Below are 15693 nucleotides of genomic sequence, written 5' to 3' on the forward strand. Positions count from 1 at the left end.
CGTACCGTCACGGAGTGGACGCAGACGCGGAGAACGGGACGAGCGGTGGCCCGGAGCCCTGGCGCGGTCGCGTCGTACGAGGCGACCGGGGAGTGGTTCGCGTGTGGACACCCGGCGGCGAGGAGGTCGCTGTGCGGACGCTCGCCGGAGCGGACGACGGCGCCGCGCCGTGCGTCGGGGACTGGGTGCTGATCGAAGCGGTCGGTACGGATCTGCGCGTGGTGGCGGTCGAGCCGCGCCGGAGCGTCCTCGAGCGTGCGGAGCCAGGCGGCTCGTCGCGCCGGCAGGTGCTCGCCGCGAACATCGACGCCGTGGCGGTCGTCGTCGGTCTCGACCAGATGCCGTCGCTGGAGAAGGTCGAGCGGCTCCTCGTGGTCGCCTGGTCCAGCGGCGCGCCGGCGACCGTGGTCCTGACCAAGGCGGACCTGGCATCCGATGCCGCCGACGTCGCCGAGGAGATCGCGACGACTCTCGGTGTCGGGGTGGTCGTGTGCAGCGCCGAGAGCGGTGACGGCGTCGCGGAGGCGGCCGCGCTCGCGGGCGGGGGCACGCTCGCGCTCGTCGGCTCCTCGGGGGCCGGCAAGTCCAGCCTGGTCAACGCGCTGGTCGGCGAGTCACGGGTTGCGACGTCGGCGATCCGTGCCGACGGGCGTGGACGGCACACGACGGTGCGTCGCGAGCTCGTCGCGCTCCCCGGTGGGGGAGCGGTGATCGATACGCCGGGCCTGCGCGGGGTCGGCGTCACCGACTCGGACGGGCTGGTCGGCGCGTTCGCCGACGTCGAGGAGCTGACGGCGTCCTGCCGCTTCGCCGACTGCGGTCACCAGGTCGAGCCGGGGTGTGCGGTGCGGGCCGCGCTCGACGCCGGCGTGCTGAGCCTGCGCCGGTACGAGAGCTGGCGGGCGCTGCAGCGCGAGGCGCAGTGGCTGGAGCGCCGGGCCGATGCACGGCTGGCGGCCGAGCAGAACCGCCAGCTCCGCCGCTCGACGCGAGCGCAGCGCCGCATGCGCCGCGAGCGCGGGCACTGAAGGCTAGCCCGGCCTCAGTCGAGGAAGGTCGTCGGCGTCGGCAGGTGTCGGGCGCCCCGACCGGCGTACTGGAAGTGCTGCCAGTCCGCGCTGCCCATCCACCGGAATCCGTGGCGCGCCAGAATCCGCACCACGGCGTGCTGGCGGCTGCGGTAGACGATCGCCGTCGGGGTGCGCCGCGCGTCCCACGCGCTGTTGGGCACCAGACCCCAGCCCGACCGGTACGGGTTCTCCCAGGTGTTGAGGTCGACGCTGCGTCCCGTGCTGTGCGGGCTGCGTGTCCCCGGACGCCCGACGACCCCGCGGCAGTTGAACGCCGAGGTGTTGCCGGCGGCCATCGACTTCATGTCGTCTGCGCCACGCAGGCGCTTGGACCAGCCGAAGCGGTCGACCCGGTACATCGACCGGATCGGCGCCTTGGCCTCGTACAGGTCGATCAGGACGCGCCGGGTCGCCTTGACGACGCTGCTGTGGACGACGAGCTCGCCGCGGCGCCGGTAGCCGTCGTACGCGTAGTAGCTCGTCTCGATCAGCCGCAGCGAGCTCCGGCCGATGGGGCAGCCGCGGTGCCAGCTGCGGCCCTTCATCGAGCGCCAGACCCGCGCGGAGATCTTCTTGACGCGGACGTGCGGTCCGGCGGCGATCGCGCGTCGCTGCGGCGGGAGCGTGCGGCGCGGCGCGGGAGCGCCCGCCGGCGTGCGGATCACGCGACCCGGCGGAAGGTTGTCGACGACGTGCCCGGACGAGCCGGCCGGGCGTACGAGCGTGGTCGCGGGGGTCCGGAGCTGGTACGTGGTGTCGACCCGCGGGCGGACCCGGACGGATCCGGTGCCGTTCGTGACCCGCACCGACGCACGCCGGGTCCATGTGGAGCTACCCGCGCGGCGGCCGTACAGCTGTGCGGCGCCGCTGACAGGGCGGCCGTCCGTCGTGGTCCACCGGGCCGTGAGCCCGAGGCGGTGGCCGTCGCGCAGCCGGTGGGAGCCGCTCAGCGACACGCGGACGGGCGCGGCGACTCCCGTGACGCGCAGCTCGCGCGCGACCGTCCCGCCGGCGCTGCGGTACGAGACGCGCAGGGTCTGGGTGCCGGCGGCGACGACGAGGCGCAGCGCGTACGACCCGTCGTCCGCGGGGCGGCCCGTGCTCACCGGGCGCCAGGGTCCGTCAGCGACGCGGCGTTCGAGCACGAGCTCACCCCCGGGCGGCGTCGCCGCACCGGAGACGGTGACGCTCGCGCCGGTGTAGCCCGTGGCCGGGGAGGACGCGGTGAGGGTGGGGGCGGCTGCGGACGCCGGGGCGGCGGCGAGGAGCGCGAGGAGCAGCGCGAAGGCGGCGAGAGGGGCGAGGGGGACGAGGAGGCGGGACGTCACGCCTCCACGCTAGGGGCCGTCGGGCCCTAGCGCCGCTCGGGCCTCACGCGTCCTGGATCCGCGCGAACGGCGCCGCCTGCTCCAGCTCGTACGCGAGCTCGAGGAGCGTCCGCTCGTCGCCGTGGTCGGCCGAGAAGTGTGACGCCAAGGGGAGCCCCGCGCGCGTACGGCTGAGCGGCAGCGAGAGCGCGGGACCACCTGAGACGTTGTTGAGCGGCGTGAAGCCGACGTAGGCGTACAGGCGTGCGAAAAGCCGGTCGAAGTCAGCGGTCGGGGAGAGATAGCCGAGCTTCGGCGTCGTGTGCGCGAGCACCGGTGACAGGACGACGTCATACGTGGTGAAGAGGGCGCGGTAGGACCGCTCGGTGCGGCGCAGGCGGTAGAGCGCTGCAGGAAACCGGCGGAACCCCTTGCGGAACGCCGCCGCGAGGCCTTGGGTCAGGTTGTCGGTGCGTGCCGGGTCGAAGTCGGCGCCGAGGCCGCGCTTGCCGGTGGTCGTGAGGTACCACGACAGAAACCCCCAGTAGAGCGCGAAGTCGTCGGCGAACTGCTGGGTGATCGGCAGCGGGATCTCCTCGACCCGGTGGCCGAGCCTTGCCAGCAGGTCGGCTGCGTCGCTCGTCGCCGCACGTGTGTCGCGGTCGCTGGCCCCGGTCACCGAGTCGTAGAGGACGCCGATGCGCAGGCGGGTCGCGCTCGGCCCCTCGACCATGCGGACGGCGGGGAGCCTCGGGTTGCGGTACGTCCGCTCGGCCGCGGCGAAGAAGCGCGCGGTGTCGCGCACCGATCGCGTCACGACGCCCTGCGCGACGACCTTGACCGGCATCGTCTCGTCGAGGTGGTCGGGGGTGATCCGGCCGCGGGTCGGCTTGAGCCCGACGAGTCCGCAGGCGGCGGCGGGGATGCGGATCGAGCCGCCGCCGTCGTTCGCGTGGGCGATCGGCACCGCGCCCGCGGCCACGAGGGCTGCGGCGCCGCCGGAGGATGCGCCCGAGGAGTAGGCCGGGTTCCAGGGGTTGCGAACGGGTGGGCGCGTCATGAACTCGGTCGACGCGCTGAAGCCGAACTCCGGCAGGCGGGACTTGCCGAGGTAGGTCAGGCCCTGCGCCGACCACATGCGGACGAAGTCGCTGTCCGTACGGGCGAGCCGCGGGGTGTAGGCCTCCGAGCCGTTGCCGGTGGGCCAGCCGGCGACGTCGGTGTTGTCCTTGACCAGCGTCGGCACACCGGCGAAGGCGCCTGTCGCCTCGCGGTCGGCGGCGTCGAGCGCCCGGTCGGGGTCGAGGTGCTCGACCGCGTCGAGACCGCGCACGGCCTCGATCCGGGCCAGCGCTGCCTCGGCGGCCTCGCGCGGCTTGATCTGCTTGGCCGCGACGAGCTCCGCGACCCCCGTCGCGTCGAGATCGCCGAGGACGTCGTCGCGGAACGCGTGGACGCGGTCTGAGGTCGTCACGGAAGCTCCTGGGGCGCAGGTGTGGCCTGGGTCACCCCGGAGCGTACCAGCGGGTAACCGCCGGGGACATCGCTTGGCGTCACCTCGGCAGGACCCGCAGGATGCGGTCGTTCCCGCCACCGTTCGACGTCGACACGTACAGCGCGCCGCCGGGCCCGACGGTCACCGCGCGGAGCCGGCCGTACTGGCCCCGCAGCGCGACGGACTGCCCCCGCAGCCGTCCACGCCTGTCGAAGCGCAGCAGCCGGATCTGCTCGGCCTTCAGCGCCGTCACGGCGAGCACGCGGCCGGACCGGTTGCCCCAGACCGATCCCCGCAGCCAGGCGGCACCCGTGGTCGCCAGCGTGGAGCCGCCCGAGCGCCACCGGGGACTGCGCTGCTTGCCCGGCAGGCCGTGGTCGGTCATCGGGACGGACTCGTTGTAGCCCGGGACCGGGTTCCAGCCGTAGTTGCCCTTGCGGAAGAGCGCGTTGACCTCGTCGTCGCGGTACGACCCCTGCTCCACCGCCCACATGCGGTTGCCTCGCCGCGCGAGGCCCTGCACGTTGCGGTGCCCGTACGTGAAGACGCGTCGTTTCATCGCGTAGCGGGACTTCGCGTACGGGTTGCTCCGCAGCCCGCGGCCCGTACGAGGGTTGACCCGCAGGACCTTGCCGCCGCCGGACCGCAGGCGCTGTGCGTTGCGCCCGACGGCCGCATCGCCGGTGCCGATGAACAGCGCGCCGCCGGGGCCGAAGGCGAGCGCGCATCCTCCGTGACGGCCGCTGGTCGCGGGCAGGCCGCGCACGATCGTCTTGGTGAGCCGCGCGCTCGTCCGGGCGGCGTTCAGGCGCCAGCGGGCGACCCGGACGTCCTTCGTCGCTCCCGAGCGGTAGCCGTGGCAGGTGTAGAAGGTGCCCGTACGGGCGAAGTCGGGCGCGAGCTCGAGCGCCATCAGCCCCGTCTCGCCGCTGGCCCAGATGCCGGCCGCCCGCCCGACGACCCGCTTGGCGCCGCTGGTCGTCCCCAGCGAGATCGTCTTGCGGTCCCGCTGGGTGAACAAGAACTGAGACGAGGAGACGAACGCGAGGTCCCACGGGTGGTCCAGGCCCGTCAGGACGGTCGAGACACGCATCGGCGCGGCCCGGGCGGCGGACGATGTCGGCGAGGCTGCTCGCGGCTCGGCGGCCGCCCCCTCGGGCAGCAGCAACGCGGTCGAGGCGAGGACGGCCACGGCAATGGCGGTACGACGTCTGTCCATCGCCTCAGTCTGTCTCGCCGCGCGCACTTCGGCGAGTGGTCACGGACGGCGGCGCAGGAACGGCCGGACGAGGCCGACCAAGTCGTCACCGGGGGCGGCGCCGATCTCCTGGCGGAGCCGTAGCGCGTACGCGCGGAACCGTCGTGCGGCCTCGACCCGGTTCCCCTCCCGTACGAGCGCCTCGACGAGCGCCGTCACGGCCGACTCGCGGAGCGGCTCGGCGCACACGGCGGCGAGGCCGGCACCGGTCGCGAGCGGGTACGCCCCGGCCTCGGACGCCGTCCGGCACACGGCCTCGAGCGCCTGGATCCGTCGCAGGTGGAACTGGTCCTGCTCGTCGAGGACCCAGGGCTCGTACCAGCCGGGCAGGAGGTCGTGCTTCAGCATCTCCACCCCGTCGGCGCCGACAGGCGTGTCGGCAAGCGCCTGATCGGCCACCCGGCGCGCGTCGAGGAGGTCGACCGAGGCCTCGAGCTCCAGCTCGAGACCGTCGGGACGTACCCAGCGGCGCGGGAGCTGCCACAGCGCGCGGCGCAGGTTCGCCCGGGCGCGGGCCTCGGAGACCTCAGGCCACAGGTCCGTGCCCGTGAGGAGCCGGTTCGTCCGGGGACCCTTCACCGCCAGGTAGGCGAGCACACGGCGGCCTGCGCCTGACAGCCGCTCGACGGGCCGCGTCCCGAGCCCGCCGAGGACGCCGACGCGACGCGTTCCGTACGAGCTGGCCACCGGTTTGCTCCTGAGTCCGCGGCGCGTCCGGACGAGGCGTCGGGGGGACACGCGACGGCGGAGACGGGCGCGGGCGGTCTGCGCGACAAGTCTTCGACCCCACGAGCATAGGGCCTCCGAGGGCTCGCGCCGCCGCCAATGTCGCCGGGCCTGCTTGCACGGGACGGTACGGGGTACGGGGCCGGCTACGGCGGCGGGACGCTGCACGGACGAGGCAGCGGCGACAGCGGGTACGAGACAGGGCCGCAGACGGAGCGGCGACGGGAGCGTGGCGGGTACGGGCACCTCGCAGGCTGGTGCGTGTCGGCAACGACGAGCTCTGGGAGGGCGCGATGACCGTGATCGGCGAGACCGCAGAGGCGTTCGAGGTCGAGACGCCGTTCTCCGAAGGTGCGGTCGGTACGGAAACACCGCCCGCGACGCTTGGGTTCATGCCGTGGACCGAGGTGACGACGCCGTTCGCCGAGGCCTTCGGCATGGAGGACGAAGGCGACGGCGAGGCCGGCGAGCTCATCGCCGAGGCCTTCGAGAGCATCCGGGACGAGCAGTTCGACGAGGCGCTCGCTGAGCTGATCGCCGAGACGGCCGAGGCGGCCGACACCCGGCTCGCCGGAGAACAGCCGATGCAGCTCGCCGAGCAGCGTCAGCAGCTCGCGGACGCCCATCTCGCGCCGGTCGGGTCCGAGGCGGAACGGTGCGTCCAGCGCTTCGCCGACCATGTCCAGAACCTCGATCTGGAGGGCCTGGCGCCGGACCAGCTGGACGAGCTGCTCGACCGGTTCGAGGTCGGCGCGCTCGGTGTCACCCCGGCGGGCGAGGAATTCATCGGCGGGTTGATCAAGAAGGCCAAGAGCGTCGTCAAGACCGTCGTGAAGACCGCAGGGAAGATCGCGAAGGCCGCGCTCCCGATTCTCGGGCCCATCCTCAACAAGCTCAAGGCGCTCGTACGGCCGCTGCTGCAGCGCGTGCTGGCGATCGCGATCAACAAGCTCCCTGCCGCCCTCCACGAACCCGCGCGTGCGCTGGCCAAGCGCTTCGGTCTTGGACAGAAGGAGACCGAGGAGCTGGTGGAGAGCGAGGCCGAGGAGGAGTTCCTCGGCGAGTCGTTCGCGCCTACGCCGGTCGCTGTGGGCGACCCGGAGACCCTCGCCGAGTCGCTGGACGCGGCGCTGGCCGAGTCCGTGCTCGGGGGCGAAGCGCTCGAGCAGGGCGAAAGCTTCGGGCACGACCAGGAGCGAGGTGCCGCGCCTGCGGCGTCCGACGAGCTCGAGATGCTCGCCGAGGCGCGCAGCGCGTTCATCGACCGGCTTCAGGCGGCGCCCGAGGGCGAGGACCTCACCCCGGCGATCGACCAGTTCATCCCCGCTATCCTTCCGGCGCTTCGGCTCGGCATCCGCCTCGTCGGGCGTCCCAAGGTGGTCGGCTTCCTGTCGGGCTTCCTCGCGAAGCTCATCAGCCAGTGGGTCGGGCCGAAGATGTCCGGACCACTCTCGTCGGCCATCGTCGACGTCGGCCTGCGCGTGATCGGGCTCGAGCAGGGACGTCCGGGCGAGCTCGAGCAGGAGGCCGCACCGGCGACCCTGGCCGCCACGGTCGAGGACACCGTGCGCCGGCTCTCGGAGCAGCCCGCGGAGTTCTTCGAGGACGAGGACCTGCTCCAGGTCGCGCTCACGGAGGCCTTCGAGCAGGCGGTGGCTGCGAACTTCCCCACCCCGCTCGTCCGCCCCGACCTGCAGATCGCGCCGTCGCTCGGCGGGTCGTTCGTGGTGCGGCACGCGCGCAGGGCGTACGCGTACAAGAAGTTTTCGCGCGTCCCCGAGATCGAGCTGACCGTGGCCGTCGCGGCCTCGATCACGACGTTCGAGGGAGTGAAGCTCGATGCGGCGCTGCGCGCGGCGGGGATCAGCCTGCCGGGCAGGTTCCGTGTCCACCTGTTCGAGTCGGGGCCCGGGACGACGCTGACCCGGCTGGCGCGCCTGGAGCGGATCGGCGGGGCCGCGTTCCCGCGCGGTGCCCACCACCAGCTCCACGCGCTGACCGTCCAGACGGCAGGGCTGCTGCTGCGCGAGCCGCGGCTCGGTGTCGACGTCCCTGCGCGGTTCCTGGAGTCACGCCACCGCATCTCGGTCGGGCAGCGCTTCTTCCACCTCGAACCCGTCGGTCAGGTCGAGGCGCCGGTAGCGCCGACCACCACGGGCGAGGCGACCCGGCCCAGCGACGAGCGGGTACGGACCGACGAGGCGCGCGGGGACCTCCGGCTGTCGCTGTACTTCTCCGAGGCGGACGCCCAGCGGCTCGCCGCCTCGGTGTCCGCGGGGCGTGGGGGAACGACCCTGCTCCGGGCGCTGCTGCGGGCTGCGTTCGCTGCGACCGGCGGCGCTGCCGCGCGCAGGCGCCGGTCATCGGGCCGCCGGGGTCGTGGCCGCGGTCGGGGCCGCGGTCGGGTCGCCCTCCGAGGAGCGGGACCGAGGCCCGGTCGCCGGGTCAGGGCGAGCATCGCCAAGGCGCTGGCGGAGTGGGCACGGACGCGTGGACACGAGTTCGTCCGAGCGGCCCAGGACCCCGCCAGCGGCGTGACGGTGACCGTGCACGCCAGGGGCGTTCCGCCGACCGCGTCCGAAGCAGACGACGACGCGGCGGCCCCCGCGCCGACGGCGCCGGCCGCTGAGCCGACCGCACCCGCGGCGTCGCCCGCCCCACCCGCACCTGCTGCCGCACCTGCGGCGCCCTCTGCCGTGACCGTCACCGTCACGCCGGGGAGGGCCAAGCCGTGAACGAGCACCGCCTGATCGCCGAGGAGCTGGAGCGCCAGCTCGGCCACTGGCTGGGCGCGGCGCAGTGCTTCGTCGACGCAGAGGAGTTCGCGTCGCGGCACGCGTGGGAGTCGCTCGAGCACTCGATCGGCGTTCCGGTGCGCAGCGAGCTTGCTCGTACGGTCGAGCAGCTGCTCGAGGCCGGCCGCACGAGCGCGGCGGCGGTGCGGGCGAGCCGCCTCGACCCGTCCGCCCTCGCCGAGGCGCAGGCAGCGGTCCAGCAGTTCCGCCGCCGCTACGTCCAGGTGGAGACGACGCTCGACTTCTTCGGACAGGCCGTCAACACCCGCACGAGCACCCACCTGCGCGCGGCGCTGCAGTTCCTCGACTCCGTCGCCTACCAGAGCATCGAGCAGGTCCTCCGACCGTTGGGCCTGCCTGTCCCGCCGGTGCTCACGTACCTCGGTGAGGGCCTGGGCGCCAGCATCCTGCGGGTAGGCATCCGTCTGTGGGCACCCGGGACGGTGAATCCCGTCGCCGCCGTCAAGATCGTGCGGCACAACCTCTACCGCCCGACGTCGCTGTTCCACGAGGCCGGCCATCAGGTCGCCCACCTCTCGGGGTGGAACGACGCGCTCGGGAAGGCTCTCGGGGAGACCCTGGCCGACGACCCGGCACTGCGCGCGATGTGGCAGCCGTGGAGCAGCGAGATCGCCGCAGACGTGTACGCGTTCGTGCTCACCGGCTACGCCTCCGTCGCCGCCCTGCACGACGTGGTCGCCGACGAGCGGACGCTCTTCCGCTGGCCGCTCGGCGACCCGCACCCGATCGGCTGGCTGCGTACGCTCCTGGGCTGCGCGATGTGCCGTCACGTCTACGGAGCGGGCCCGTGGGACCGGCTGGAACGTGCAGTCCTCACGACGTACCCACCGAGCCGCGCGGAGGCGGCGACCGTCCCGCTCCTGCTGCGGTCGCACCGGCGGATGGACGCCCTCGCGGCCACGTGCCTCGACAGCCGCGTCCCGGGGTTCCGCGACCGGCCCATCGGCGCCCTCGTCGACGCCTCGCGCGTGTCGCCGAGCGCCCTTGCGGAGCTTGAACGTACGGCGGGACCGTCGTTGTGGACGTCGCCGCACTGGCGCCGCACGGACGGCATCCGCCTGATCGCGCTGGCCGGGCTGCGTGAGGCGGAGAACCCCCAGCGGGCAGGCGAGTGGATCTCGCGGGCCAGGACCTGGATGACCGGCCAACAGAGCGTAGCCGCGTGAGCGGCCGACGGAGGTGAGAGACGTGGCGAAGAAGGCGACCGGGAACCCGACGATGAAGACGCTGGCGTCGTCGGTGGCAGCGATCGAGGAGCGTACGGAGGCGCTCCTCGACGCCATGGAGATGATGCAGCAGAGCACCGCCGAGGAGCTCACGAAGGTGTGGACGACGCTCGGCGGGATCGCGGGGCTCGACGGCCTGGCGATCGGGCTCGCCGAGATTGCGGAGGTGATGGGCCCGCTGCGCAGCATCGTTCCGCCGTCCACGGCGCTCGAGCTCGAGCCCGGCGTCGCCGAGGCGGTGGTCCTCATCCGTGGGGCGCTCGGTGGAGACCGGGACTCCAACTTCCAGCAGCTGTCGACGGACTTCGAGGAGCCGGTGCTGTTCATCGGGCAGGCTCAGCCGGTCGTCGACGCTGGTTACGGCGAGTACGACGAGGAGCAGGTGGCATGATCACGCAGCTCGTCCAACAGCTTGGCGGCGGTCCGGTTGCCGAGGGCCAGGTCATCACGGCCGACCCGCTCGACCTCGTGTGGCGGATGGAGCAGGTGCTCGACGCCGCGAACCCGTGGGCGCCCAATCCTGCTCCGGCGGGTCCGGCGCGCGTGGCACTCTTCACCGAGGGGGCGTTCAGCACCGTCCCGATGCTGGCTCAGCCGGCCTGGGACCACCTGATCTATGCGTACGCGATCGAGAACACGCGGGCCGCGCAGATCCTCGCGCGTGTCGTCCGGGCGTTCCGTGGCGGTGAGGGCCTCGGCATCCCTTCCGTGTCGACCCAGCGTTGGCTGGACGCGACGGAGGCGCTGCTGTTCAACGCGCACAACCCGGTCTCCGCGTGGCTGTCGACCAGCAATGTGCGTCCCGACGCCGAGGCCGTACGCCGCAACGCGTACTACCGGATGTTCGGCATGGACCTCGCCCACGGCACGGACACCAACGCCCCGTACCCGTACGAGAAGGCCGAGGCGTCCAACCGCACGTTCGTCGCGCTCCTCGAGGAGCTCCTGTACGAGCTGTGGCGGGCGATCGAGAACGTCCGGAACCTGGTCGCGGGCAACACCACCGACGACGACCGGATCTATCGGCTCGCCGAGCAGCTCGGCTTCATGCTGCGATCGCGGCGCCAGAACGCGCTGCTGAGCCGCGAGGAGCTCGCCGCGACGACCGCGATGGGGTGGGTCGAGCTGACGCTCGGGTCGAACACGCCCGTCGTGATCGACCTGCGGGCCCAGGCGACGAGCGCGGCCGATCGCCTGCGGGTGATCGGGGAGCGCGTCAGCCTGCCGCCACACTCGCGTGCGAACTCGTTCTTTGCGATGGCGCAGGAGCTCTCGCTCGTGCTGCGCGCGCTGGAGGCGGGATGGGTGACCGACAGCGGGCGGGCATGGCTGCTTTACCAGAGCACGGTGCCGCCGGCTCTGCCGCCGTTGCCGGCGGGCGCGGTGCCGCTCGGCACCGAGGTGCGCCGCGTGATCACGGAGTGGGCGGCCGCATCAGGGCGCAACCTCAAGGAACGGCCCACGCCGGTTCAGGTCGTGGCGGCGCCGCGTCCGCTGCCGAAGCGATGACGGGGGTGGATCATGCACGAGGACGAGGCGCCGTGGCAGACGACCGAGGCCGACCCCGCGACGCGTGAGTGGTTCGACGAGAGCCCGTTCGCGGCGGAGTGGACCGAGACCCAGTCTGCCCCCGAGGCGGAGTGGGGCACCGAGACCGAGTGGGGCACGGAGACCGAGTGGACCGAGACGCCCACCACCGAGGGAGAGACGTGGGGGCCGCACCGGTGCGCACCCGGCGAGGGCCCTCCCGCCGCTCCTGTGGGCCCGCGGCCGCTGCTCCACCGGAGCACCTCGGCGTCTCGGGCACGCAACCCTGCGGTCGGCTACGCCCAGCACCTGCTCAACCGGTTTCTCTCTTCGTGGCGTGCAGGGACCCCGGCGTGCTCGGACACGAGCCAGGCCACGCGCCAGTACATCTCGTCGCTCCAGCCGCAGCTGAAGGCGATCGGGCAGGACCCGCTGGTCGTCGACTGCCGGTTCGGGCAGGGGACCGAGCTCGCGACGAAGATGTTCCAGGCCTGCCGCGGGCTGGTCCGTGACGGAGTGATCGGGCCGAAGACCTGGCCGGAGCTGGAGAAGCTGGCGGTGACGCCGCTGCCCGGGCCGACGCCCACACCCACGCCTACCCCGACACCCGCACCCACACCCACACCGACGCCGACCCCGACCCCGACCCCGACCCCGACTCCCACGCCCGCCCCTGCCGTGCGGGTCCGCGAGGACGTCTGGACGCTGAGCGCCACGAACGTGTGGCACCCGACGATCCTCTGGTACGCCCGCGCGGTCGCCGCGCTCCAGGCCCGCGATTCGGGGAGCTTCCCCGATCCACGGTGCTGGCGGCACCTGGCCGAGACCCACGGGACCGACATCTCGCGGTCCGCCTGGCCGTCCGGGGCGCGCTGGAACACGTGCGAGCACGAGAGCTGGCACTTCCTGCCGTGGCATCGCGTGTATCTCTACCACTTCGAGCGCATCGTCCGCGACGAGATCGTGCGGCTCGGTGGCCCGAACGGCTGGGCGCTACCGTTCTGGAACTACAGCGACGCCAGCCGTCCCGACGTCCGGAAGCTTCCACCGGCGTTCCTCGCCGCGCGGACGCCCGACAACGTCGACAACCCCCTGATGGTCCGCCTGCGCAGCGAGTCGATCAGACGCGGGGATCCTATGGACCCTCGGGACGTCGCCGTGAAGGGCGCGATGGATCAGACGTCGTTCAGCGACCAATTCCTCCCGGCGTTCGGGGGGCGGACGGCGCCGGTGGGGACCCATGAGAATGGGCCCGGTGCGGGAACGCTCGAGGCGACGCCGCACGGAGACGTGCACGTCGCGGTCGGCGGCCGGGTCCCGCTGGGTCTGATGTCACGCTTCGAGACGGCAGGGCAGGACCCCGTGTTCTGGCTGCACCACGCGAACATCGACCGGCTGTGGGAGGTGTGGTTGCGACAGCCCCGCCGCCGCAACCCGCGGGAGCGGCAGTGGCGAGACGCTCGATGGGTCTTTGGAACCGGCGGGACGACGACATCGATGACGACCGAGCAGGTGATCGACCCTCGTCGGCCACCGCTGGGCTATCGCTACTCCGACATGCCCGAGAGGGGCGCCCGGGAGGCGTTCGGCGAGCCGACGGGCGAGGGGGAAGAGTTCGGAGAGGAGGAGACGCGTCCTCCTGAGCTGGTCGGAGCATCGAGCGGCCCGGTGCCGATCCGGTCCGGCCCGTCCTCGGTGCCGATCGACGTCAGCGCGCCGCGTGGTCCGCTCGCGCGCCTCGTCGACGAGGCCGGCACGGTGCCGCCCGGCTCCCGGGTCTTCCTCCGGCTCGAGAACATCACCGCGACCCGGCTCAGCGCGGGTCCCGTCCTCGTCCACGTGAACGTGCCGGCCGGTGCCCGCGCGACGGAGTTCCCTGATCGTGAGGTCGGTCAGCTGCCGATGTTCGGTGTCATCGAGGCATCGCGGCGAAGCGATACCCACAGCGGCAGCGGCAAGAACGCGACGTTCGAGATCACGAAGATCGTGAAGGCGTTGTCCGCAGCCGGTCAGTGGGACCCCAAGAAGCTGACCGTGGCGTTCACGCCCTTGCCCGACAAGTCGGGCCGCACGGAGGAAGGTGACATCTCGGTCGGCCGCGTGAGCCTCTTCTACTCATGAGCACGGCCGGCCTCGTTGTACGGACGCACTGGTACCACCCCGAGTGGTGTGCCGTGGCGCTCGCTGCCGCGGCATGGGCATCGCTGCTTGCCGTCGGGCTGGGCGAGCCAGGCCACTTCTTCGGGTCGGGTGAGGTCCACCCTCCGCTGCACGCGCTGTCGCACGCGGCGGTGATGTCGACGGCGATGATGGTGCCGTTCGTCCTGCCGCAGGTCGCCCATGTCGCGCACACCAGCCTCTGGCCGCGGCGCTACCGGGCCGCGGGCGCCTATCTCGTCGGCTACCTCGCGGTGTGGACGGTCGTCGCTGCCGTCACGATCACGCTCGGGGGACTCCTGGTCATCGCGATCGGGTGGCGCCCCGCGATCGTGGTCGGCTTCGCGGTCGCGGTGGTGGCGTACGTCGCTCCGGGCCGCCAACGCCTCGTGCGCCAGTGCGCCATGACGAGGCCGCTCGCGCCGCGTGGGTGGCGCGCTGATCGTGACTGCGCCCGCTATGGCATGGCGACCGCGAGGCGGTGCGTCGCGACGTGCTGGGTGCTCATGACGGCGGTGATGATCGGGCACGGACTCGTCGTGATGGCCCTTGCCACTGTGCTCGGCGTGGTCGAGCGCCGACGCGGCGGCAACGTCTCACGAGCGGACGGCGCGCTCGTCGTGGTCGGTCTGGGGCTGCTCTCGCTCGCGCTCTCGTACGGGGTGGTCGGCGGCGAGGCGCCGTTGCCCGGGCACCCCGCCGAGCACCAGCACTGAGCGGCCGGGATCGTCAGCGCAGGCTCTCGGGCGACAGCTCCGCAGCGAGGACAGAGGCCTGGTAGGCCGTCAGGATGACCTCGGGAGTGCCCGGTCCGCCGGGAAAGACCAGCGCGAAGGTGGGCTCGCCGGTCTCAGGATCGACGCCGCTGAGGCTCAGGAAGACCTCCTCGCCGAACGACCGGCAGGGAGCGCCGACCTCGTGGGGTATCGCGCAGAACCGGACGCAGGTCGGGTATGGCCAGTCAGGACCCGCGCTGCTCGGCGGAAGGTGCGCGGCGCGCTTGCCGTACGTGACCCCTCCCGGGCTCACGGTCGCAGGGTCGTCGCTCATGCGGACCAGGATGGCGGTTGTCCGGGTCAGTGGTCCAGTGCGTGTGTCCCCAGTGGTGGATCATGCGGCCTACCATCGACCGGTGCCCCCGATGCCCGCCGCCGAGATCGACGTCACCGTGCCGCTCGTGCGAGGCCTCCTCGAGGCCCAGCATCCTGACCTCGCGGCCCTCCCGCTGAGGGTCGTCGCGAACGGCTGGGACAACGTGGTGCTGCGGCTCGGTGACACGCTGGCGCTCCGGATGCCGCGCCGTGCGCTCGCAGCCGCCCTCGTCCGCCACGAGCAGGAGTGGTTGCCGGTCCTCGCGCCGCACCTCCCGGCCCGCGTCCCCGCGCCCGTACGCACCGGGAAGCCGAGTGACGGCACCCGCGGGCCGGCGTACCCGTGGGCGTGGAGCATCGTGCCGTGGTTCCCCGGGCAGGCGGTGGGAGACCTGACCCTCGGCGAGCGCGGAGGACTGATGGAGCCGCTCGCCGCGTTCGTGGTCGCGCTGCACCGTCCGGCTCCTGCCGAGGCGCCCGCGAGCGCGTACCGGGGAGTGCCGCTCTCTGCGCGCGACGACGGCATGCGCGAACGGCTCGCGACCGGCCACGTGCCGTACGCCGACGTGCTCCTCGCCCTCTGGGACCGGCTCCTGCCGACGCCGCCCTGGGACGGGCCCGCGCTGTGGGTCCACGGCGACCTGCACCCGGCGAACCTGCTGGCCGCGCCGTCCGCGGACGGGTCGCCCACGCTCTCCGCGGTGATCGACTTCGGCGACGTCACGTCCGGCGACCCCGCCAGTGACCTCGCGACGGCGTGGCTGACGTTCGGGCCGCGGGACCGGGCGGTGTTCCGCCGGCGCGTGTCGGAGGCAGGCTACGCCGACGACGCGACCTGGGACCGTGCTCTCGCATGGGCAGCGTTGTTCGGGACCCTGCTTGTCACCTCGTCCGACGATGCCCCGATGCTGCGCGCGATCGGCGAGCACACGCTCGCGCAGGTGCTCGCCGACGCCTGAGCGCCCTCGACGTCGGCGGCGTCGACGTGGTCTGCTGTGAACCATCCGGCCCCCCAGGACG

The 15693-nt window shown here is 72.9% G+C and carries 13 protein-coding genes; 8 read left to right on the plus strand and 5 right to left on the minus strand.

From position 1 onward, the window contains the following. Positions 1-14: 14 nt before the first annotated feature. Positions 15-1028: a ribosome small subunit-dependent GTPase A gene (gene rsgA, locus ACFSDF_RS13690; RefSeq protein WP_377157881.1), complete on the plus strand. Its 1014-nt coding sequence runs from the start codon at positions 15-17 to the stop codon at positions 1026-1028. Between the two features lie 14 nt (positions 1029-1042). On the opposite strand, the gene ACFSDF_RS13695 is transcribed toward rsgA, so the two are convergent. The 4 genes from ACFSDF_RS13695 to ACFSDF_RS13710 form a co-directional block, all read right to left on the minus strand. Then, positions 1043-2398, minus strand: a complete 1356-nt coding sequence (locus ACFSDF_RS13695) for a M15 family metallopeptidase (RefSeq protein WP_377157883.1) — start codon at positions 2396-2398, stop codon at positions 1043-1045. A gap of 43 nt (positions 2399-2441) precedes the next feature. After that, positions 2442-3851 carry an amidase gene (locus tag ACFSDF_RS13700; RefSeq protein ID WP_167008756.1) on the minus strand — a complete coding sequence of 470 codons (1410 nt, stop codon included), beginning with the start codon at positions 3849-3851 and terminating at the stop codon, positions 2442-2444. Between the two features lie 79 nt (positions 3852-3930). Next, positions 3931-5091: a PQQ-dependent sugar dehydrogenase gene (locus ACFSDF_RS13705; protein WP_377157885.1), complete on the minus strand. Its 1161-nt coding sequence runs from the start codon at positions 5089-5091 to the stop codon at positions 3931-3933. Positions 5092-5130: 39 nt separating this feature from the next. Next, positions 5131-5817, minus strand: coding sequence for an AfsR/SARP family transcriptional regulator (locus tag ACFSDF_RS13710; protein WP_167251835.1), 687 nt, complete (start codon positions 5815-5817; stop codon positions 5131-5133). 296 nt (positions 5818-6113) lie between these two features. On the opposite strand from ACFSDF_RS13710, the gene ACFSDF_RS13715 reads away from it, so the two are divergent. The 6 genes from ACFSDF_RS13715 to ACFSDF_RS13740 are packed head-to-tail and all read left to right on the plus strand — an operon-like array spanning position 6114 to position 14298. Then, on the plus strand, positions 6114-8591 hold the full coding sequence (locus ACFSDF_RS13715; protein ID WP_167251764.1) for a hypothetical protein: 2478 nt from the start codon (positions 6114-6116) through the stop codon (positions 8589-8591). Next, a complete protein-coding gene (locus ACFSDF_RS13720; protein WP_167251834.1) occupies positions 8588-9838 on the plus strand; it encodes a hypothetical protein in 1251 nt (416 codons plus the stop codon). The genes ACFSDF_RS13715 and ACFSDF_RS13720 overlap by 4 nt, the downstream gene beginning before the upstream one ends. Before the next feature lie 22 nt (positions 9839-9860). After that, positions 9861-10289, plus strand: a complete 429-nt coding sequence (locus tag ACFSDF_RS13725; protein WP_167008766.1) for a hypothetical protein — start codon at positions 9861-9863, stop codon at positions 10287-10289. Continuing rightward, complete coding sequence (locus tag ACFSDF_RS13730; RefSeq protein WP_377157887.1) at positions 10286-11407, plus strand: hypothetical protein; 1122 nt, start codon at positions 10286-10288, stop codon at positions 11405-11407. The genes ACFSDF_RS13725 and ACFSDF_RS13730 overlap by 4 nt, the downstream gene beginning before the upstream one ends. Before the next feature lie 12 nt (positions 11408-11419). Next, on the plus strand, positions 11420-13546 hold the full coding sequence (locus tag ACFSDF_RS13735) for a tyrosinase family protein (RefSeq protein WP_377157889.1): 2127 nt from the start codon (positions 11420-11422) through the stop codon (positions 13544-13546). Further along, entirely contained in the window at positions 13543-14298 is a 756-nt protein-coding gene (locus ACFSDF_RS13740; protein WP_167008775.1) for a copper chaperone, read from the plus strand. Before ACFSDF_RS13735 ends, ACFSDF_RS13740 begins: the two co-directional genes overlap by 4 nt. A gap of 13 nt (positions 14299-14311) precedes the next feature. Here ACFSDF_RS13740 and ACFSDF_RS13745 read toward each other — a convergent pair whose 3' ends face one another. Next, a complete protein-coding gene (locus ACFSDF_RS13745) occupies positions 14312-14632 on the minus strand; it encodes a hypothetical protein (protein ID WP_167008778.1) in 321 nt (106 codons plus the stop codon). Positions 14633-14723: 91 nt separating this feature from the next. Here ACFSDF_RS13745 and ACFSDF_RS13750 point away from each other — a divergent pair, with 91 nt between their 5' ends. Then, a complete protein-coding gene (locus ACFSDF_RS13750; RefSeq protein WP_167009347.1) occupies positions 14724-15632 on the plus strand; it encodes an aminoglycoside phosphotransferase family protein in 909 nt (302 codons plus the stop codon). Positions 15633-15693 lie beyond the last annotated feature (61 nt).

Origin of the sequence: Mumia zhuanghuii (assembly GCF_042681565.1) — a bacterium.
Taxonomy (GTDB): Bacteria; Actinomycetota; Actinomycetes; order Propionibacteriales; family Nocardioidaceae; genus Mumia.

Coding starts and splice junctions, on each gene's coding strand:
- ACFSDF_RS13705 (WP_377157885.1), bottom strand. CDS start 5,091: ATGGACAGACGTCGTACCGCCATTGCCGTGGCCGTCCTCGCCTCGACC.
- ACFSDF_RS13730 (WP_377157887.1), top strand. CDS start 10,286: ATGATCACGCAGCTCGTCCAACAGCTTGGCGGCGGTCCGGTTGCCGAG.
- ACFSDF_RS13735 (WP_377157889.1), top strand. CDS start 11,420: ATGCACGAGGACGAGGCGCCGTGGCAGACGACCGAGGCCGACCCCGCG.
- ACFSDF_RS13740 (WP_167008775.1), top strand. CDS start 13,543: ATGAGCACGGCCGGCCTCGTTGTACGGACGCACTGGTACCACCCCGAG.
- ACFSDF_RS13745 (WP_167008778.1), bottom strand. CDS start 14,632: ATGAGCGACGACCCTGCGACCGTGAGCCCGGGAGGGGTCACGTACGGC.
- ACFSDF_RS13750 (WP_167009347.1), top strand. CDS start 14,724: ATGCCCGCCGCCGAGATCGACGTCACCGTGCCGCTCGTGCGAGGCCTC.